The sequence below is a fragment of the Nonomuraea maheshkhaliensis genome, assembly GCF_039529435.1.
Taxonomy (GTDB): domain Bacteria; phylum Actinomycetota; class Actinomycetes; order Streptosporangiales; family Streptosporangiaceae; genus Nonomuraea; species Nonomuraea maheshkhaliensis.
This window is the reverse complement of record NZ_BAAAMU010000093.1, coordinates 19,620-39,635: the sequence shown is the minus strand read 5'-3', so window position 1 is coordinate 39,635 and position 20,016 is coordinate 19,620. Positions and strand designations below refer to the sequence as shown.

The following is a 20,016-nucleotide window of genomic DNA, read 5'->3' as shown; positions in this document are numbered from 1 at the left end:
CCGGCTTCGCCGCCGGCCTGGCGTGCGTGCTCGCGCGGCGGGCCGCGCTGGCCGCGACGTGCGCGCTGGGCGCGGGGGCGGTCGCGCTGCTGTTCCTCAGCGGGCGCACGCCCTGGTTCGGCGCGGCGATGCTGGCGGTCATGTTCGTCGGCACGGCCGTGCACCGGTGGGAGCGCGGCACCGGCCGGCTCTGGCCCGTCGTGCCCGCCGCCGCGCTCGTCGCCGTGGCGCCGGTGTGGGCGCCGCAGGCCGGATGGTGGTGGGTGCGGCCCGACGTGTGGATCACCACGCTCACGCTCGCCGCGCTCACCTTCGCCGCCGGCATGGCGCTGCGGGACCGGCGGGTGCCGCGGGCGCTGGCGTGGCTGGGGCTCGTCAGCTACTCGCTCTACCTGACGCACGTCCCGCTGCTGAAGGTGCTGGTCGAGCTGGCGGGCGACCTGCGTGCCGCCTCCCTGCCCGTCCAGGCGGTCACCACGGTGCTCGTCACGGGGGGCGTGCTGGCCGCGAGCTGGGTGACGTACCGGGTCGTCGAGGTGCCCGCGCAGCGTCTGGGGCGGGCACTGACGAGCAGGCGGGAGCCGGTCGTCCGCGCGTCCGCGCCGGTCGCGGCGGGGCCCGGATGTTAACGTCCGCCTATGGCTGTCCCTCCGCGCGACGACGAGCGCTCAGGACGGCCCACGCGTGGGCGCCGCGTGCTGCTGGTCGTGGGCGCGGCGCTGCTGGTCGTGCTGTCCGTGGCGATGGGGGCCGCCTCGTTCCTGCTGTCCGTCAGGGGGCTGCGGTGAACGTGACCGGCGCGCGGCTGTACACCGAGATCCCGTAGGGGCGGCCGTTCCCGCGTACGACGAGCTCCTCGATCTGGCGTAGCGAGCCCGCCGCAGAGAAGTGGCGGTGCAGCCGCCTGGACTCCGGGAACGGGTGGGAGGCCATCAGCACGCCGCCGGGCTCCAGCAGGCCGGCCAGCCGGCCCGAGACCTGACGCAGGCTGCGCGCACCACCCACGTAGTAGAGCATCTCGGTGCAGACCACCAGGTCGAACGCGCCCTGCGGCGCGTGCCTGCGGATGTCCAGGCAGGCGAAGCGGGCGGCTGAGGCGGCGCGTCGCGCGGCGCTGCGGACGGCCTGCGACGAGATGTCCACGCCCAGCGTCTCCGCTCCCGGGTGGGCAGTGGCCAGCAGGTCGGTGAAGACGCCCTCGCTGCAGCCGACGTCGAGGATGCGGGCGTACTCGCGCCGGGGCAGGCAGCCGAGCAGCGCCGCGTGCCGGTCGCGCTCGTAGCTGTCGCTGGTGTAGCGCCAGGGGTCGGGCCGGCGGTGCCACCAGTCGAAGTAGCGGCGTACCGACTCCTGCGCGCCCGTGGCGGGCAGGCGGGCCAGCAGGCCGAAGAATGCGCGGTGAAGGGCGTCGCCCGCCTTGGCCATGTCGCTCCTTGGGTCGCTCCTTGGGGTCACTCCTTTTCTTCTACGACAAATGTCGTAGCAGCGCGCGGCCCGCCGCACGGCTGCCTGGAGCCGCGTGGTGGACGCGCCCGGCCTGCCACCGGCCGGAGGATGGGATACGGTTCCGGCAGAGAGGGCCGTCGGAGCGGTGGAGGTGCGGTTCGATGTCGCGGCGCAAGCTCGGGCAGCTGGAGGCCGAGGTGCTCGCCGTGCTGGCGGGGGCGGACGGGTTCCTGTCGCCCAACGACATCGGCGACCGGCTGGCCGGCGGGGCCGCGTACACGACGGTGAACACGATCCTGTTCCGCCTGCTGGACAAGAACATGGTCGACCGCGAGAAGCGGGGGCGGGCCTACGTCTACCGGCTGACCGCCGACGAGCCCGGCCTGGCCGCCGAGCGGATGTTCGGCCATCTGCGGCTGGCGCACAATCCGTCGGCGGTGCTCAGCCAGTTCGTCCACGGCCTCAACCCCAAGGAGGAGGAGGCCCTGCGCGCGCTGCTCGACGAGACGGGAGAGCAGCAGCGGTGAACCTGGAGATCTACCTGCCGACCGCGCTGCTGGCGCTGAGCACCCTGGTCGTCGCGTGGCGGCAGCCCCGCATGCATCCCGCCTGGACGGCGCGGATCCTGATCCTGTTCATCGGCGCCTCCGCATCGGCCGTGCTCGGCCTGCTGACCTTCCTCGTCGTGATGGCCACCGGCGTGTGGACCCCGGCCAAGGCCGCGCTGGCGGGCGGCCTGCTGGCCGACAACGGCCGGGTCCCCCTTCCGGTGGGGGTCGCGGCGGGGGCGCTGCTGGTGCTCATCGCCGTGGCGGTGGCCTGCTCCGCGCTGCGCTGGCGGCGGGAGCTCCGCGAGGCCAGGGCCCTGGGCACGGGCGTCGTCGCCGACGAACGGCCGTACGCGATGGCGGTGCCGGGGCACGAGGGCGGGGTGATCCTCTCCAGCGGCCTGGTCGGGCTGCTGTCCCGGCGCGAGCTCGAGGTCGTGTTCCGCCACGAGGCCGCCCACCTCAGGCACCGACACCACCTCTACCTGGTGGCCGGCTCGGTCTTCATCCGCGTCTTTCCCTGCCTGGCGTATCCGTACCGGGCGCTGCGGTACGCGCTCGAACGCTGGGCCGACGAGGAGGCCGCCGTGGCGGTCGGCGACCGGGTGCTGACCGCGCGGACGATCGCCCGGGTCGCGCTGGCCCAGCCCATCATGGGGGCCGGCCCTTCCGGCCCTCATGATGGGCTGGGCCGGCTCGCACTCACCGGCTCCCATGTCACGCGCAGGGTCACCGCGCTGCTCGGACGCACTCCGCCCGACAGCCGGATCGCCGGGCCCGTGCTGTTCGGCGGCGCCTGGATGGCGACCGGCGGCGCCATCTCCCCTACCGTCACCCATCACGTCAACCTCGTCCTGGTGCTGCTGTGACGCCTCCCCTGCCCGGTTCTCAGGCCGCGCCCTGCTTCTCGCCGCGCAGGATCTCCTCGTAGAGCCTGGTCAGGGCGGGGCTCGGGGGCAGGCCCAGGCGGGCGGCTAGATCGCGGCGTACGTTCTCGTACTGCGACAGCGCCTCGGAGGTGCGACCGCAGCAGGCCAGAGCCCGCATCCTGGCGGCGACCAGCCGCTCGCGGTCGGGCGAGAGCTCCAGCACCTCGTCGAGCCTCGTCAGGGCCTCGGCGGGCCGGCCCTGCTCGATCGCCAGCTCCGCCCAGTCCTCGCCGGCCGCCAGGTACGCCTCGGTGAAACGGCCGATCGCCTCGTCGAGCATCGGCACCCCGGCGAACTCCGCGAGCGGCCCGCCCCGCCACAGCCGCAGCGCCCCCTCCAGCGCCTCCAGCGCGGCCTCGGTCTCTCCCCTGCCCCGCAGGTCGCGCCCGGTGCCGGCCAGCCGGTGGAACCTGAGCAGGTCCAGCTCCTCCGGCTCCACGGCCATGCGGTAGCCCCGGCCGTGGAAGGAGATCCGGTCGCCGAGGTGCCTGCGCATCGTGGAGAGGTACACCTGGAGGTTCTTGCGGGCCGTGAGCGGCGGGGCGTCCCGCCAGAGCGTGGCGATCAGCTGCTCGGTGGGGACCACCTCGTTCGGCAGCGTGAGCAGGACGGCGATCAGCAGCCTCGCCTTCCTGGCGGTGACGGGAACGGGCGTGCCGGCCATGTTCAGGTCGAGCGGCCCGAGCACGCGAGCGTCCAGCCCCGCGTCAGCGGCCAGACCAGCGTCCTCCGCCACCGGCTCCCCCGCTCGGCCCGTCGACGCACGCCCGGCCGTCCGGCCTGCCGGCATTCCCGCCGTGGTGCCGGGGGCCGGCGCGCTGTTCCGTCGGGCGGCGCGGGCATGCAGGTCGCGGACCATGGCGAGCACGGCGCGGGAGACGTCCTCCACGCCTGCCCTGGTCTCGTACCAGTGCCAGTCGCCGTCGCCGTCGGCTTCGAGGAAGACCGGGCCCCGTGTGGTCAGCAGGAAGTCGAAGGCCGCGTAACGCAGCTCCCAGCGCCCGGCCAGCTCGCGCACGGCCCTGGCGACGGCCTCGGGGACCGCCACCTGAGCGACCGTGACCGCCGGGTGGTGCCGGCCGGCCGTGGGTGAGGGCCTGGTGACGCGGAAGGCCCGCAGGACGCCGTCCACGTGGTGGACGCGGAGCTCGGCCCGGTGCTCGACGTACTCCTGCACGATGACCGGCACGCCCCGCACCGGACCGGTCCCCGGCACCGCGCCGGTTCCCCGCAGCACACCGAGCCCCGGCACCGCGCCGGCTCCCGGCATCGCGCCGGCTCCTGGCACTGCGCCGGTTCCTGGCACTGTGCTGGTTCCTGGCACGGGGCAGGTGACGAGGCTGGGGGTGGTGCCTGTCGTGTGGCGGTCGAGGGGCTTGACGACGGCGCGGGGGCCGCCGAGGGTTCCGGCCGCCGTGGCGGGGTCCGTCGTGACGATCGTCCTGGGGGTGCGTATGCCCGCCCTGGCGGCGTCCCTCAGCCGTACGAGCCGCCCTGGATCGCCCGCGCCGGGCAGCCGCACCCTGGACAGCTCCGGCAGCCGGCCGATCAGCGCGTGCCACGGGCCGGCCATGACCGGGGACGGCGCCGGGAAAGCGTGGCCGGGCGCCGCACGTGACGGCAGGTGACGGGCCCAGGTGACGGCGGGGACGATCCGGCGGCCGTCGATCCGCAGCGAGCCGTCCTCCTCCAGGGTCAGCGCCAGGCCCGCGAGCGCCTGGGCGTCGATCCGCAGGCTCGGCACGCCCAGCGCGGACAGCCCCCGCTGCAGCCCCGCGAACTCGGCACCCCCCGCCCGGTCCACAAGGACCACGCACGGCAGGACCGCCCCGGGATCCGCCGCCGCGGGCAGCCCCCAGGTCACGGCCGCCCGCCCGACCCACGCGTCAGGAAACCCGGCCGATATGCCGGAAATATGTGGTTCGTTCAACGCCTCGCCCCTCCCAGCGGCGGCAATCCCCTCCGGGAACTGATTCGCCCGCCGCTCCCCGCCGGATCACGGGCTGTGCCGGACGGCGTTCGACATGAGGTTGACCAGGACCCGCTCCAGCAGCACCGGATCGGCCAGGACGCCGGGCAGCCCGGCGGGGAGGTCGCACTCGACGCGGTCGCGCGGCGGCCCGAGGTCGTCGGCGGCGCGCGGGACGATCTCCTCCAGATCGACCGGCTCCAGAGCGACACCGAGCACGCCGGCCTGCAGCCGGCTCGTGTCGAGCAGGTTCGCGACGAGCCGGTCCAGCTCGTCGAGGGATTCGGCGGCGGTGGCGAGCAGTTCGGCGCGGTCCTCGGGCGACCAGGCGACCTCGGTGCCGCTCAGGCTCTCGATCGCGGCCTTGGCCGAGGCGAGCGGGGTGCGCAGGTCGTGGCTGACGGCGGCGAGCAGCGCGGTGCGCATCCGGTCGGCCCGTCCGGCCTGTCAGACGCGGACGGCCCCTCCGGCTCGTCCGGGCCGAATCCCTCCGCCCGCGGCTCCGCCTCGGCGACCGCCCGCACGTCAGGGGCGATCAGGTCCAGCAACCGCCACACTTCCTCGGCGGCTGGTTCCAGCGTCATGTCGCGACCTTCGGACCGCCACGGGTCTCCTCTCGTCGACCGGAACGCTCCATCCATTGTCCGCCGACCTGCGGCGACCGGCTCGGAAAAGCGCTCCAGCTCGGCCACCCGCGCCGTCAGTGCCATCCCCGCCTTTACGCCACCCGTGCCACCGCGCCACCCACACCCCCTGAACCACCCACACCTCCGAACCATGCACACCTCCTGCACCACCCATATCTCCTGCATCCGCCGCACCACACACCCCTTCACGCCGTCGGTGTCACCCGCGCCACCCTTCGCATCTCTGCGCCATCCACGCCCCCAGCACCCGCGCCCTCGGTGCAGTCCCGCGTCATCCACGCCCTTTGCGCCATGCACTCCCCTCGGTGTCGTCGATGCCGTGGATGCCGGCCCTGGGGTCACCGGCTCCACCAGCGCGGTTTCGCGGGGCGAATCATGGGCATCGAGCGCCCAGGACTCCGGAAGAGCAGGCCCCCGGGCAGGACTCCGGGAAGGCAGGACTCCGGGAAGGCAAGGCCGGGAGGGCAGGACTCTGACAGGGCACGGATCGGGGAGGTCAGGCGCGATGGCTCGCAGGTTGCTGGTGATGGGCAATCCGGCCGCGGGCGGAGCCGGCGAGGAGCGGCGCATGGCGGTGCTGGACGTCCTCTCCGGCGGGGCCGACGTCGTGGAGCAGGTGACGGAACGGCCGGAGGACATCGGCCGGGCGCTGGCCGAGCACACCGATCGCATTCCGGTCGTACTCGGCGGCGACGGCAGCCTGCACACGCTGGTGGCGGAGTTGCTGGCCCGCGACGAGCTGGCCGAGCGCCCGGTGGGCCTGATCCCGATGGGCACCGGCAACGACCTGGCACGTTCCCTGGGCATTCCGCTCGACCCGTGCGAGGCCGCGGAGGTGATCCTGCGGGGCCGGGAGCGGCCGATGGACCTGCTCGTGGCCGGCGACGGCACGATCGTGGTGAACGCCGTGCACGTCGGCGTCGGCGCACTGGCCGCCGAGGAGGCGACACCGCTCAAGCCGTGGCTGCGCCGGGTCGCGTACGCGGCGGGCGCGCTGCTGGCCGGCGTACGCGCGAAGGGCTGGCACCTACGGGTGCGCGCGGACGGCAGGACCATCGCCGACGGCCGGCGGCGGATCCTGATGGTGGGCGTCGGCAACGGCACCTCGATCGGCGGCGGCACCCCGCTCACCCCGCAGGCCCGCCCTGACGACGGTCTGGCGGACGTGGTCGTCTCCTTCGCCGTCTCGCCCCTGGCCCGGCTCACCTTCGGCGTGCTGCTGCGGCTCGGCAGGCAGCGCCGCCACGACGACGTGGTGACCCTCAGGGCGCGCGCCATCTCCATCGACGGCGAGCCGGTCCCGGCCAACGCCGACGGGGAGCTCTGCCAGGCCGGCCCCTCCTACACCTGGACGGTGCATCCCGCGTCCTGGCGCATCCTCGCCCCCGCCAACGGTTCGCCGGGGAAGAACCGATGACCACGGATCCGGCCGACCTGGAGAATCCTCGAACGGTGCGGGCATCCAGACCAGAGGAGCCCGGAACAGCACAGGGGCACGGACCGGAAGAACCCATGACACATGAGACGGCGTGGGGGCCGGTTTGGCGGAGTTCATGTGCGTGAGTCGGCGCCCGGGCTGGAGGGGCCAATGACACCTGGGGCGGGACGGATGGCCGGCCTGGGCGACTATGCCATCGACCCGGTCCGGGGATTCGTCCCCGCCGACGACCCGCCGGACGCGCTGCCGCCGTACTACCGCCCCTGGGAGCGCACCGTACGCGACCTGTCAGCCCTGATCATGACGGATCGCCTGCGCGGCGCAGTCACGTCGCTGCCCCTGCTCACGCTCGACAAACTGAGCTCACACGGAGAGCGCGAACGCGCCATGCTGCTGCTGACCTGCCTGGCGAACGCGCACGTATGGGGACCAACCACCCCCGCCCGCACCCTCCCCGCCCCCGTGGCCCGCCCCCTGGACGAGCTGGCCCGCCTGCTGGAACGGCCGCCGATCATCGCCCACGCCTCGATCGTCCTGAACAACTGGCGCCGCCTCGACCGCACAGAGCCGCTGAGCACGTCCAACATCGACACCCAGGTGACGTTCCTCGGCGGCGTGGACGAAAAGTGGTTCTACCTCGCCACCGTGGGCGTCGAGCTGGCCGGCGCGCCCGGGCTGCCGCTGCTCGTACTCGCCCGCGACGCCGTGGCCGCCGACGACCCCGACCGGCTGACGGAGGCGCTGCTCGGCGTGCGGGAGGTGCTCGGCCGCACGGCGGAGGCGCTGCTCGGCATCGAACGCTGGTGCGACCCGCACGTCTTCTTCCACCGGATCAGGCCGTTCCTCACCGGCTGGGCCGAACCCGGGCTGATCTTCGAGGGCGTGAACCGCGGGCCCGTCGTCCTGGCCGGCGGCAGCGCCGCGCAGAGCTCTCTGATCCAGTCGTTCGACGCCGGGCTCGGCATCCGCCACGACGATGAGGTGACCGCCGGATTCCTCACCGGCATGCGCGCGTACATGCCGGCGCCGCACCGCCGTTTCCTCACCGACCTGGAGACCGGCCCTTCGGTACGCGACTACGTGGCTCACCGGCGCCGCGACCGGCCACGGCTGGCGGAGGCGTACAACGGAGCCGTGGACGCGCTGGCCCGGCTCAGGGCGCAGCACATCGGCATCACCGGCCGCTACATCCAGCGCTTCGAACGCGACGGCACGGCCAAGGGCACGGGCGGCAGCGACTACACCGGCTTCCTCCGCCGCGCCCGCGAGGAGACCGTCGGCCACCTGCTGTCCTGATCAGCGAGGTGTCGGGGGCTTGCCGGCGGGCGTTCGCCGGCGGTGGCGGTCGTCCTGCTGATCGCCTGCCGTGGCACCACGCCGGCCCAGCGCGTGCGGATCCTGCCGTGGCACCACGCCGGCGCAACGCGTACGGATCCTGCCGTGCCTGCCCGAGCTCATCGCCGCCCTCGACGGAAGACCGCGATCGTGCGGGAGCCGCTAGCCTGGTGACGCCACATGACGCCACATGACGCCATGACGACTCCATCCACTTACATGAGCCCACTTGAAATGACGCCACGATGATGCCATAGTGACGTCATGGACTTGGCTCCGTACGTTGACAATCTCCGGCGCGATCTGGCCATCGCCGCCGCGGCGGGCGGTGACGAGGCGCGGGCGCTGGCCGAGCGATTGGCCGCGACGCTCGAGTCCGCCACCCGGCTCGCCCTGCTGGAGGCCCTGTCCGCCGCCGCGGACGAGATCACCCGCGACCTCGCCCCCGGCTCGGTCGAGGTCCGCCTGCGTGGCCGCGAACCCGGTTTCGTGGTGACGCCACCCCTGGTCGCCGCCTCGTTCGAGGACGACGGCGAGCGGCACGGCCCGCCCGCCCCGCCACCACCGCCACCCATGGCGCCCGACGCCGACGAGGGCGGCACGTCCCGCATCTCCCTGCGCGTTCCCGAGCACCTCAAGCCGCGCATCGAGGAGGCCGCCGCCCGCGACGGCCTGTCCGTGAACGCGTGGCTCGTACGCGCCGTCTCCGCCGCCCTCGACCCCGGCCAGGACACCCGGCGCTCCGGCAAGAGCGCGCCACGGCAGGCCGGCAACCGCTACAGCGGCTGGGTGCGCTGATGCCCACGTCAACCCGCGACGACTGGATCCCCATGCCGACCTTCGACACTCCCGAGCCCGTCCTCGTCGTCATCGACCTGCCGACGGCCACCATCAGGATCAGCGCGAGCGAGCGCACCGACACCGTCGTGGAGGTGCGCCCGAGCAACGAGTTCGACGAATCCGACGTCGAGGCCGCCCGGCAGGCGCGGGTCGACCTCACCGGCGGCAGGCTGCTGCTCCGGGTGGAGGGCGCGGGGCCCGCCACGTCGCTCGGCTGGGGCCTGTCTTTCGACAAACTGGTCGAGTCGCCCACGTCCTGGGCACGCTCGCTGCTGCTCGGCCACAGCGGCTCGATCGAGGTGACGATCGACCTGCCCGCCGGTTCCCGCGTGGAAGCCAAGGCGGCGACGGGCCTGCACTGCCGGGGCCCGCTCGGCGAGGTGGCGTTCACCACCACCTACGGCGACGTCAACGTGGAGGAGGCCGGCCGGCTGCGACTGAAGACCACCTACGGCGACATCTCGGTCACCCGCTCCTCCGGCCACGCCGAGGTCACCACGACCCACGGCGACATCAGGATCGGCGAGATCGACGGCACGGCGGCGCTGAAGAACTCCCACGGCGACCTGCGCCTCGGCGAGATCACCGGGGAGCTGCGGGTGCAGACCTCCCACGGCGACATCGCCGTCGACCGCGCCCTGTCCGGCGTCGCCATCAAGACCTCGTACGGCAGCGCGCGCATCGGTGAGGTGGTGGCCGGCTCGGTCGTCATGGAGACCACCGGCGGCGGCCTCGACCTCGGCATCCGCGAGGGCAGCGCGGCCTGGCTGGACCTCAGCTCCACCTACGGCACCGTGGACGTCGAGCTGGAGTCCAGCGACGGCCCCGGGCACACCGACGACGTCGTCGAGGTGCGCGCGCACACCGCGCACGGCGACATCTCCATCCACCGATCCTGACGATCAAGGAGACACACATGCCTGACGCGATCATGGCCGAGGGGCTGGTCAAGAGATACGGCGACGTGATCGCCCTCGACGGGATGGACCTGTCCGTCCCCGAGGGCACGGTGTTCGGGCTGCTCGGCCCGAACGGCGCCGGCAAGACCACCACCGTGCGCATCCTGACGACGTTACTGCGCCCCGACGCCGGGCACGCCACGGTGGCCGGGTTCGACGTCGTCCGCGACGCACGCGCCCTGCGCGGCCACATCGGCGCCTCCGGCCAGTACGCGGCCGTGGACGACCACCTCACCGGCGCCGAAAACCTGGAGATGGTCGGCCGCCTCTACCACCTGGGCGTGCAGCGCAGCCGTCAGCGCGCCCGTGAGCTGCTGGAGCGCTTCGACCTGACGCAGGCCGGCGACCGGCCGGTGCAGGGCTACTCGGGAGGCATGCGGCGGCGGCTCGACCTGGCCGGGGCGCTGGTGGCCAACCCGCCGGTGCTGTTCCTCGACGAGCCCACCACCGGGCTCGACCCGCGGGCCAGGGCGAGCCTGTGGGACGTCATCTCCGAGCTGGTCGCGGAGGGCACCACGGTCCTGCTCACCACCCAATACATGGAGGAGGCCGACCGGCTGGCCGATCGCATCGCGGTGGTCGACCACGGGCACGTGATCGCGCTCGGCACCTCCGACCAGCTCAAGCGGCAGGTCGGCGGCGACCGGGTCGAGGTGTGGCTGACCAGCCCGGCCGATCTGGAGGCCGCGGAGCGGGCGCTGGCGCCGCTGGCCGTGGGGGCGCCGCAGCGCGATCCGCACGTCCTGCGGGTGACGGTCCCGGTCAGCGGCGGCGTGAGCGCGCTGACCGCCGCGCTCGGCCGCCTGGCCGCCGAGCGGGTCACCGTACGCGACGCCGGGCTGCGCCGGCCGACCCTGGACGACGTGTTCCTCACTCTCACGGGACACGAGGCCGACGAGAAGGTCAAGGAGACCGTGTGATGAACGCCCTCAACCTGGCCGTCGCCGACGGCGTGACGATCGCCAAGCGCAACGCGCTGAAGATCCGCCGGGCCCCCGACCTGCTGGGCGGCGTGGTCATGCTGCCGATCGTGTTCGTGCTGCTGTTCACCTACGTCTTCGGCAGCATGATCAGCCTGCCCGGCATGTCCTACGGCGAATACCTGCTCCCCGGGATCTTCGTCCTCACCATCGTCTCGAGCGCGCAGATCACCGGCTACACCCTGACGCAGGACCTGCAGCGGGGCATCTTCGACCGGTTCCGCACGCTGCCGATGTCCCCGTCCGCGGTGCTGACCGGCCAGACCATCGCCGACGTGATCATGAACCTGACCAGTATGGTCACGATGGTCGCGGTCGGGCTGCTCGTCGGATGGCGGATCAACTCCTCGCCGCCGGAGGCCGCGCTGGGCTTCCTGATGCTGCTGCTGTTCTCCTACGCCTTCTCCTGGGTGACGGCGACGGTCGCGCTGGCCCTGCGTACGCCCGAGGTGTTCAACAATGTGGCCACGATCCTGTCGTTCCCGATGGTGTTCCTGTCCAACGCCTTCGTCGACAGCGCCCGCCTGCCGGGCCCGCTCAAGCCGATCGCCGAGTGGAACCCCGTCTCCACGCTGGTCCAGGCCGCGCGCGAGCTGTTCGGCAACACCAGCCCGGCCATTCCCACGCCCGCCGCGTGGCCGCTCCAGCACGCGGTGCCGGTGTCGCTGGCGTGGTCGGTCATGCTGCTGGCCGTGTTCGTGCCGCTGGCCACGCGGCTGTACAAGAGAGCCGTCAGCCGGTGAACCCCGCGACGGCACGGGTCTCCGACGGGGACCGCGACAGGGCGGTGGAGCTGGTGCAGCAGGCGTACGCCGACGGGCGGCTCGACCAGGAGGAGCTGGAGCGGCGGCTCGAACGCGCGCTCGGCGCCGGCTCGCTCCGGGAGCTCGAACTCGTCGTCGCCGACCTGCCGCACCACGACGAGGTGGTCAGGCTCCAGTCGGTCGGCGGGGGCCTCAAGCGGTCGGGCGACTGGAACGTCCCCCGGCGCCTGCACATCGAGTCCGCGTACGGCAGGGTACGGCTCGACCTGTCGCGGGCCGTCATCCGGCACCCGCAGGTCGACATCGAGCTCCACCTCGCCTACGGCCAGGCCACGATCATCGTGCCCGCCGGCGCGAGCGTGGACGCCGACGGGGTGCGGGCCGAATGGGGCCGGGTGATCTGCAAGGCGCCGGGCCGCCGGCGTCCCGGCGAGCTGCACGTCCAGGTCACCGGCGCCCTCCCCTACGGCCGCCTCGTCATCCGCCCATCCCGCAGCTGACCTCCCCCACGGCCGCCCCGCCCACGGGCGTGACCCCGCAGCCACCCTTCCCGCAAAGTGCGATCCCTACAGTCCGCCTGCCCGCAGGTGAGATCCCGGCCACCAGTTACCTGTCCGGCCTCCCTGCGGATGAGACCACCCGCCCCGACCCGACCCCATCCGCCCGAATATTGACGTTTTATTGACGCCATGATCACGCTGGTACCCGTACTTGCCTCACTAGTGTCTTCGTCCTGACGTCCCCTTGACGACGGAAGGACCCAGGTGACCGAGGTGGACCAGCGTGCGGCCGTGCCCGACACGCCGTTGCGGCGGTGGCTGCTCAAGGGCCTGCCCACCCCCGAGACCCCGGTGAACCGCCCCGCCGCCGAGGAGCCCGCCGGGCACCGGCACCAGTGGTGGCAGGTGATGTGCCTGACGGGCGTCGACTACTTCTCCACCCTCGGCTACCAGCCGGGCATCGCCGCGCTGGCCGCCGGCGCGCTCAGCCCCGTGGCGACGCTCCTGCTGGTGGCGTTGACGCTGCTGGGCGCGCTGCCGGTCTACCGGAAGGTGGCCGCCGACAGCCCCAACGGGCTGGGCTCGCTGTCGATGCTGGAGCGGCTGCTGCCCGGCTGGCGGGGCAAGCTGCTGGTGCTGTTCCTGCTCGGGTTCGTGGCGACCGCGTTCGTCATCACCATCACGCTGTCGGCGGCGGACGCGACCGCGCACATCCTGCACAATCCCTTCGTCCCGCACTCCTGGGCGGGCTGGCAGGTGCCGGTAACCCTGGCCCTGATCGCCGCGCTCGGCGGGGTGTTCCTGGCCGGCTTCAGCGAGGCCATCTCCATCGCGGTCGTCCTCGTCGCCGTCTACCTGGTGCTCAACCTGGTCGTCGTGGGCACCGCCGTCCAGCGGGTGCTCACCCGGCCCGAGCAGGTGGCCGGCTGGCGGGACGTGCTCGCCTCCGACTACTCCAGCCCGATCGCCATGGTGGCCGTCGCCCTGTACGTGATGCCGAAGCTGGCCCTCGGCCTGTCCGGCTTCGAGACGGGCGTGGCCGTGATGCCCCTGGTCAAGGGCGAGCTCGCGGAACGGATCAGGGGCGCGCGCAAGCTGCTGACCACCGCCGCCCTGATCATGAGCGTCTTCCTGATCACCTCCAGCGTCGCCACCACCGTGCTCATCCCGGCCGAGGAGTTCGCGGAGGGCGGCTCGGCCAACGGCCGCGCCCTGGCCTACCTCGCCCACCTCTACCTGGGCGACTGGTTCGGCACCGCGTACGACCTTTCCACCATCGCCATCCTGTGGTTCGCGGGGGCCTCCGCCCTGGCCGGGCTGCTCAACATCGTCCCGCGTTACCTGCCCCGCTACGGCATGGCCCCCGACTGGACCCGCGCCACCCGGCCGATGGTGCTGGTCTTCACCGGCATCGCGTTCCTCATCACGGTGTTCTTCGACGCCGAGGTGGAGGCTCAGGGCGGCGCGTACGCGACCGGGGTGCTGGCCCTGATCCTGTCGGCCGGCGTCGCCGTCACGCTGGCCGCCTGGACCGGGCGCCGGTTCAAGGCCGCCGCCTACTTCGGGCTCATCAGCCTGATCTTCGCCTACGCCACCGTCGCCAACATCATCGAACGGCCCGACGGCCTGGTCATCGCCCTGCTGTTCGTCCTGGCCATCGTGGTCATCTCGCTGGTCTCCCGCGCCACCCGTTCCACCGAACTGCGCGTCACCACCATCAGCCTGGACGACTGCGCCCACCGTTTCATCAACGAGGCCGGCGAGATCTACCTGATCGCGAACGAGCCCCACACCCGTGACGCCAAGGAGTACGTCGACAAGGCCCGCGAGGCGTGGGAGCTGCACCGGCTACGCACCAGCGAGGGCCTGATCTTCCTGGAGGTGACCATCCCCGACGCCTCGGAGTTCGCCGGCGAGTTGCGTGTGGTCGGCGAGGAACGGCACGGCTTCCGCATCCTGCGCCTGCAGAGCACCACCGTGGCCAACTCCATCGCCGCCCTGCTGCTGCACCTGCGCGACACGTACGGCAAGACGCCCCACGTCTACTTCCACTGGGCCGCCGAGGGCAACCCCATCGGCGCGCTGCTGCGCTACCTCGTCTTCGGCGGCGGCGACGTGCCACCCCTGACCCGCGAGGTGCTCCGCCAGGCCGAACCGGACCCCGCCCGCCGCCCGGTCGTCCACGTCGGCTGACCGCCCGGCGTTGCCCCCCGTTTGAAGCTTTCACCGCCACGACCACGGAGATGTCGGCCAAAGTTCACACCGAAAGTTCAACGATACCGTTGAAGGCATGGACATCGGCATCATCCAGGAATCCGCCCATGCCGTCGAAGCCGCCACCGTCTCCAGACTCCTGCGGGCCCGGCCGCGCCTGCTCGCCCTCGGCGAACCCACCCATGGCGAGGAGCTCCTGCTCGACGTACGCAACGACCTGTTCCGGCAGCTCGTCGAGCAGGACGGCTACCGGATCATCGCGCTTGAGAGCGACTGCCTGGCGGGCCTGACCGTGGACGACTACGTCACCTCCGGCACAGGCACGCTCGACGAGGTCGTGGAGCGCGGCATCAGCCACGGATGGGGCACGTCACCGGGCAACCGCGAGCTCGTGCGCTGGATGCGCGCGTACAACGAGGGCAGGCCCGCCGCCGAGCAGCTGCGTTTCGCAGGCTTCGACGGCCCGCTGGAGACGGAGGCCGCCGCGAGTCCCCGGCAGGTCCTCACCGCACTCCACGCCTACCTCGCCGCCCGCGTCGAGCCGGCCCTGCTCCCCTGCACCGCCGACACCCTCGACCAGCTCATCGGCACCGACGAACGCTGGACCGACCCCGCCGCCGCCTGGGAACCGTCCAAGTCCGTAGGCCGTTCCGACGACGCCAGGCAACTGCGGCTGCTCGCCGACGACCTGGTGGCCCTGTTCGACGCGTCCCTGCCGCACCTGATCGCGACCTCCACCCCCGACGAGCTCGAACGGGCCCGCCTGTACGGTCGCACCGCCACCGGCCTGATGCGCTACCACTACTGGATGGCCGACACCTCACCGGCCCGCTGGCCCCGGCTGGCGAGCGTGCGGGACACGATGATGGCCGCCAACCTCCTCGCCCTGGCCGAACAGGGCCCGACCCTGGTCTACGCCCACAACACCCACCTCCAGCGCGACAAGGGCACGCTGACCATGGGGGGCCGGCCGTTCGACTGGTGGGGCGCAGGCGCGCTGGTCAGCCCCCGCCTCGGCGACGACTACGCCTTCCTGGCCACGGACGTCGGCACCATCGCCCACCACGGCGTGCCCGCCCCACCGCCCGACACCCTCCAGGGCCTCCTCCACCAGCTCCCCGGCGACCGCCACCTCATCGACACCCGCCACCTCGCCGCCACCCTCACCGCCGCCCCCGCACCCCGCGAATCCCCGTACTACGGCTACATCCCCCTGAACCCGACCCATCCGCCCACGTACGACGGCCTCCTCTACATCAAGGACCTGCCACCGGCCTGAGCACGAGCACCGGGGTCAACGGGGACTCAACGGGGGCTCAACATCGGGGTGCCTATCTTCGTGGCGACCACACGGAGAAGGAGACGAAATGAGTCAGCATCCGCTTCTCGTCAAAGCACTGAAGACCGCCGGTGTCGCCGTCGCCGCCGGGATCGTCGCCTCCAGCGCGGTCCCGGCCCAGGCTGCCGCCGGCAGTGCCAGGGTCGAGGCGTACATGGCGGCCTTCCCGAACGGGACCAAGGTGAGCAACAACGAGATCTCCTATGAGGGCGGCGCGGTCTCCGTGGTGCTTTCGGCCACCGCGAAGAACTGCAAGGCCGGGTACTACTGCGTCTACACGGACTCGAACTTCCGCGGTGCGATGGCCAGTTGGCAGGCGTCCGCGTCCAAGTGCAAGAAGTACGAATTCACCAAGTGGTGGCGCGACAAGATCTCCTCGTTCTGGGCTCGCGGTAAGTGCCCGGCCGACAACTACTTCCTCAAGAACAAGAAGAAGTGGCAGCCCGACCAGTTCCAGCCCTTCGAGGGGAAGAAGGCGTACGTCCGCTACAACGACGCCTACGACTACGCGGCGCGCGGCTACACCGACTGACGGCCGGCCCGCGCGGGGGTCGCGTGGAGTCACTTGACTTCATGTTGACCTTAACTTGCAGACTTGCCTCCGTTCGAACAACCGAACTCATGGAGGCAACGATGTACGACGTCGTCATCGCCGGCGCGGGGCCGGCCGGTCTGGCCGCGGCACTGGTGCTGGGGCGGGTGCACCGCACGGTGTTGCTGGTCGACGCCGGGGACGGGCGCAATGCCCGGGCCGATGCAGTGCACAACTTTCTGACCAGGGATGGGACCCCGCCGGACGAGCTGCGTGAGCTTGGCCGGCGGGAGCTGGCCGGGTATCCGGCGGTGCGGACGCTGGCGGGGACGGTCGCCGGCGCGGAGGCGCTCCCCGCGGCCTCCGCGGCCTCCGCGGCCTCCGCGGCCTCCGCGGCGGAGGACGCGGAGGGCGTTCCCGGCGCCGACGTGGCACGTGGCGGGTTCCGGGTGGAGTTGTCCGATGGCGGGACGGTGGGCGCGCGGCGGCTCTTGCTGGCCACCGGGCTGGCCGACGAGCTTCCCGGCCCCCCCGGAGTGACCGAGCTGTGGGGCCGTTCGGCCTTCCACTGCCCGTACTGCCACGGCTTCGAGTGCACCGGCCTGCCGGTCGCGGTGCTCGGCGCCGGGCCCGGCCGCGTACGGCTGGCGTTGCAGCTGAGCCGGTTCGCCACCGGCGTCGTGCTCTGCACCGGCGGCGAGCCGCTGGCCCAGGCCGCGCGGGAGACGCTCACCGCGTACGGCGTGGCGGTGCGGTGCGAGCCCGTCACCCGGCTGGAGGGCGCGGACGGACGGCTGGAACAGATCGTGTTCGAGGGCGGCCCGCCGCTGGAACGGGCGGCGGTGTTCGTCGCGAACGTGCCGCGCCAGCGCTCCGGTCTGGCCGAGCGTCTGGGCTGCGCGGCCTTCGCCGACGGGTGCGTGGAGATCGACGAGTTCGGCCGGACGAGTGTGCCCGGCGTGTACGCGGCCGGCGACATGGCCAGGCGCCGCACCGTGCCCATGCCGCTCGCCGCGGTGATCGCCGCCGCCGCGAGCGGCACCCTGGCCGGTGGGGCCGTCGACCAGGACCTGCTCGGCGAGGATTTCGGCCTGCCCGACCCGTTCGCGCGACGGGAGGGCTGAGCTCATGTCCTCCAGAACGGGCAACGTCCCCCTCGCCACGGCAGGGCTGCTGATCGGCATGCTGCTGTCGGTGCTCGACCAGACGGTGGTGGCCATCGCCCTGCCCGACATCGCCGCCGACCTGGGCGGCATGGACGCGATCGGCTGGGTCGTCACGTCGTACGTGCTGGCCTCGACCGCGACCGGCGCGCTCTACGGCCGCGTCAGCGACAGGTTCGGCCGGCGCGCCGTCTCCGTCACGGCGGTCGTCGTGTTCGCCGCGGGCTCGGCGCTGTGCGGCCTGGCGCAGTCGATGCCGCAGCTGATCGCCGCCAGGACGGTGCAGGGCATCGGCGCGGGCGGGCTGTTCGTGCTGCCGACGATCGCGCTGTCCGAGTTGTACCCGCCGCGGCTGCGCAGCAGGGTGCAGGGCTTCACCGGCGGCGTGTTCGCGCTGGCCGGCGTGGGCGGGCCGCTCGCCGGTGGCGCCATCACCGACGCCTGGGGCTGGCGCTGGATCTTCTACGTCAATCTGCCGCTCAGCCTGCTCGGCGTGGCTCTCACCGCGTACGCGCTGCGCCTGCCGACGCCCGGCGCGCACGGCAGGGCCGACGTGGCCGGGGCCGTGCTGCTCGCGGGCGCGATGGTGAGTCTTCTGCTGGTGGCCGAATGGGGCGGACGCGTATACGCGTGGACGTCCGGGACGATCCTCGGGCTGGTGGGCGCGCTGGTGGTGCTGACTGCGCTGTTCGTACGGCAGGAACGGCGGGCGGCCGACCCGCTGCTGCCGCCCCGGCTGTTCGCCCATCCCGCCCTGCGGACCGCCCTGCCCGCCGCCGCGCTGCTCGGCGCGCTGCTCGGCGGCTCGATCGTCTACCTGCCCACGTATCTGCAGGCCGGGTACGGCATGGGGGCGACGCAGGCGGGGCTGGCGCTGAACCCGTACGTGCTGACGTTCATGGCGGTCTCCTTCCTGGCCGGGGCCCGCGTCGGCGCGAGCGGCCGGTTCCGGCCCTATCTGATGGCCGGTGCGGCCATCGCGGCGGTGGGGTTCGCGGTGCTGGGCGGCCTCACTCCCAGCGCCCCTTACCTGCTGTTCGCGGCGGGGATCGCGGTGCTGGGCGCCGGGTTCGGGCTGCTCATGCAGAACCTGGTCGTCGTCGCGCAGAACGCGGCCCCTCCTGCCGACCTGGCCGCCACCACCTCGGCCGTGGTGTCCGTGCGCGGGCTCGGGCTGTCGCTCGGCGTGGCGGTCTTCGGCAGCCTGCTCACCCGCGAGCTCCAGGGGCGCGTCCCCGGCCCGGCGGCGACCGCGGCGGCCATTCCTGAGGTGCTGTTCTGGGGGGTTCCGGCCGCCGCGGCGCTGCTCGGGCTGGTCGCCCTGCTGCCACGGAACGTACGCGCCGCGAGCGCGCCGTCGTAGAAATCGGCCGATCTTCGAACCGTTGACCCGCCCGAGCCGTCTTTCAAGAACGGACACTTTGTGTCGGAGCGAAGGGCGGGGGTCAGCAACATGATCAGTCCGGATACCGTGCTGGCGAATCGCTACCGCCTGGTGTCACGGCTCGGCGGCGGCGGTCATGGCGAGGTGTGGCGGGCTCACGATCTCCTGCTCGACCGAATTGTCGCGGTGAAGACCATCCGCGCGGGGCTGGACGGCGACCCCGAGTTCGCGGCCCGGTTCCATGCCGAGGCCCGGTCGATGGCCACGATCGACCATCCGGGCGTGGTGGCCGTGTTCGACTTCGGGATCGCCGAGTTGTCGGGGCGGCGCACTCCGTACCTGGTCATGCAGTATTTGGACGGCGAGCCGCTGCACCTGCTGCTGTCGCGCGGCGGGCGGATCCCGGCCGGCGCGGCGATGGACCTGGTCGCGCAGACCGCCGAGGCGTTGCAGGCCGCGCACGACGCCGGCGTGGTGCATCGGGACGTCAAACCGGGCAACCTCGTGATCCGGCCGGACGGCAGCGTCGTGCTGACCGACTTCGGCATCGCCCGGGCGGCGGGCGACGGCAAGCTGACCGCCACCGGCATCGTGCTCGGCACCGTCGTGTACTGCGCCCCCGAGCAGGCCGAAGGCGCCGCGCCCAGCACGGCCATGGACGTGTACGCGCTGGGCGTGGTCGCCTACGAGTGCCTGACGGGGCAGGTGCCGTTCCAGGGCGAGAACGCGGTCGCTATCGCGCTCAAGCACCTGAACGAGGCGCCGGCGCCGCTGCCCGCGCACGTGCCGGCGGCGGTGGGCCAGGTGGTCATGCGGGGGCTGGCCAAGGATCCGGCGGATCGCTGGCCCAGCGCCGGGGCCCTGGCCGTGGTGGCCCGCGCGCTCGCGGACCGGGCGGCGCCTGGCGCGTCGCTCGCGGACCGATCAGCGGTGAACGGTCGGTCCGGGTCGGGGGAGCGGCCTGGGTTGGACGGGCGGCCTGGGTTGGACGGGCGGCCTGGGTTGGACGGGCGGCCTGGGTTGGACGGG

19 protein-coding genes and 1 pseudogene are annotated in these 20,016 nt (G+C 72.7%); 17 read left to right on the top strand and 3 right to left on the bottom strand.

What is annotated here, in order from left to right:
* The coding region (locus ABFX54_RS41040) for an acyltransferase family protein (RefSeq protein ID WP_346112270.1) at nt 1-629 on the top strand (629 nt) is incomplete at its 5' end.
* Between the two features lie 9 nt (nt 630-638).
* Nucleotides 639-788, top strand: coding sequence for a hypothetical protein (locus ABFX54_RS41035; protein WP_346112269.1), 150 nt, complete (start codon nt 639-641; stop codon nt 786-788).
* On the opposite strand, the gene ABFX54_RS41030 is transcribed toward ABFX54_RS41035, so the two are convergent.
* Complete coding sequence (locus ABFX54_RS41030; protein WP_346112268.1) at nt 772-1,425, bottom strand: class I SAM-dependent methyltransferase; 654 nt, start codon at nt 1,423-1,425, stop codon at nt 772-774. The two genes, ABFX54_RS41035 and ABFX54_RS41030, sit on opposite strands and share 17 nt — an antisense overlap.
* A gap of 182 nt (nt 1,426-1,607) precedes the next feature.
* On the opposite strand from ABFX54_RS41030, the gene ABFX54_RS41025 reads away from it, so the two are divergent.
* Nucleotides 1,608-1,973, top strand: coding sequence for a BlaI/MecI/CopY family transcriptional regulator (locus ABFX54_RS41025; protein WP_346112267.1), 366 nt, complete (start codon nt 1,608-1,610; stop codon nt 1,971-1,973).
* Nucleotides 1,970-2,863: a M56 family metallopeptidase gene (locus ABFX54_RS41020; protein ID WP_346112266.1), complete on the top strand. Its 894-nt coding sequence runs from the start codon at nt 1,970-1,972 to the stop codon at nt 2,861-2,863. The genes ABFX54_RS41025 and ABFX54_RS41020 overlap by 4 nt, the downstream gene beginning before the upstream one ends.
* Before the next feature lie 19 nt (nt 2,864-2,882).
* Here ABFX54_RS41020 and ABFX54_RS41015 read toward each other — a convergent pair whose 3' ends face one another.
* A complete protein-coding gene (locus tag ABFX54_RS41015; RefSeq protein WP_346112265.1) occupies nt 2,883-4,853 on the bottom strand; it encodes a BTAD domain-containing putative transcriptional regulator in 1,971 nt (656 codons plus the stop codon).
* 69 nt (nt 4,854-4,922) lie between these two features.
* Nucleotides 4,923-5,327, bottom strand: a pseudogene (locus ABFX54_RS41010) (sensor histidine kinase); the annotation flags it as partial.
* 717 nt (nt 5,328-6,044) lie between these two features.
* On the opposite strand from ABFX54_RS41010, the gene ABFX54_RS41005 reads away from it, so the two are divergent.
* The 13 genes from ABFX54_RS41005 to ABFX54_RS40945 all read left to right on the top strand — a co-directional run.
* Nucleotides 6,045-6,956: a diacylglycerol/lipid kinase family protein gene (locus tag ABFX54_RS41005; protein ID WP_346112263.1), complete on the top strand. Its 912-nt coding sequence runs from the start codon at nt 6,045-6,047 to the stop codon at nt 6,954-6,956.
* Between the two features lie 171 nt (nt 6,957-7,127).
* Nucleotides 7,128-8,273: an indoleamine 2,3-dioxygenase gene (locus ABFX54_RS41000; RefSeq protein ID WP_346112262.1), complete on the top strand. Its 1,146-nt coding sequence runs from the start codon at nt 7,128-7,130 to the stop codon at nt 8,271-8,273.
* 303 nt (nt 8,274-8,576) lie between these two features.
* Nucleotides 8,577-9,110 carry a hypothetical protein gene (locus tag ABFX54_RS40995; RefSeq protein WP_346112261.1) on the top strand — a complete coding sequence of 178 codons (534 nt, stop codon included), beginning with the start codon at nt 8,577-8,579 and terminating at the stop codon, nt 9,108-9,110.
* Nucleotides 9,110-10,051 (top strand): DUF4097 family beta strand repeat-containing protein, encoded by a 942-nt coding sequence (locus ABFX54_RS40990; protein ID WP_346112260.1) that lies wholly within the window; start codon nt 9,110-9,112, stop codon nt 10,049-10,051. The genes ABFX54_RS40995 and ABFX54_RS40990 overlap by 1 nt, the downstream gene beginning before the upstream one ends.
* 17 nt (nt 10,052-10,068) lie before the next feature.
* Entirely contained in the window at nt 10,069-11,031 is a 963-nt protein-coding gene (locus ABFX54_RS40985) for an ATP-binding cassette domain-containing protein (RefSeq protein WP_346112259.1), read from the top strand.
* Nucleotides 11,031-11,834 carry an ABC transporter permease gene (locus ABFX54_RS40980; RefSeq protein ID WP_346112258.1) on the top strand — a complete coding sequence of 268 codons (804 nt, stop codon included), beginning with the start codon at nt 11,031-11,033 and terminating at the stop codon, nt 11,832-11,834. The genes ABFX54_RS40985 and ABFX54_RS40980 overlap by 1 nt, the downstream gene beginning before the upstream one ends.
* Nucleotides 11,831-12,355: a DUF1707 SHOCT-like domain-containing protein gene (locus tag ABFX54_RS40975; protein ID WP_346112257.1), complete on the top strand. Its 525-nt coding sequence runs from the start codon at nt 11,831-11,833 to the stop codon at nt 12,353-12,355. Before ABFX54_RS40980 ends, ABFX54_RS40975 begins: the two co-directional genes overlap by 4 nt.
* Before the next feature lie 264 nt (nt 12,356-12,619).
* Nucleotides 12,620-14,548, top strand: a complete 1,929-nt coding sequence (locus tag ABFX54_RS40970; protein ID WP_346112256.1) for an SLC5/6 family protein — start codon at nt 12,620-12,622, stop codon at nt 14,546-14,548.
* A gap of 97 nt (nt 14,549-14,645) precedes the next feature.
* Nucleotides 14,646-15,848 (top strand): erythromycin esterase family protein, encoded by a 1,203-nt coding sequence (locus ABFX54_RS40965; RefSeq protein ID WP_346112254.1) that lies wholly within the window; start codon nt 14,646-14,648, stop codon nt 15,846-15,848.
* A gap of 88 nt (nt 15,849-15,936) precedes the next feature.
* Nucleotides 15,937-16,440 carry a peptidase inhibitor family I36 protein gene (locus ABFX54_RS40960; RefSeq protein WP_346112253.1) on the top strand — a complete coding sequence of 168 codons (504 nt, stop codon included), beginning with the start codon at nt 15,937-15,939 and terminating at the stop codon, nt 16,438-16,440.
* Between the two features lie 101 nt (nt 16,441-16,541).
* Complete coding sequence (locus ABFX54_RS40955; RefSeq protein ID WP_346112252.1) at nt 16,542-17,564, top strand: NAD(P)/FAD-dependent oxidoreductase; 1,023 nt, start codon at nt 16,542-16,544, stop codon at nt 17,562-17,564.
* Nucleotides 17,565-17,568: 4 nt separating this feature from the next.
* Entirely contained in the window at nt 17,569-18,966 is a 1,398-nt protein-coding gene (locus tag ABFX54_RS40950; RefSeq protein ID WP_346112251.1) for an MDR family MFS transporter, read from the top strand.
* A 90-nt stretch (nt 18,967-19,056) separates the two neighbouring features.
* Nucleotides 19,057-20,016: serine/threonine-protein kinase (locus tag ABFX54_RS40945; protein ID WP_346112250.1), on the top strand; the 960-nt coding region annotated here is incomplete at its 3' end.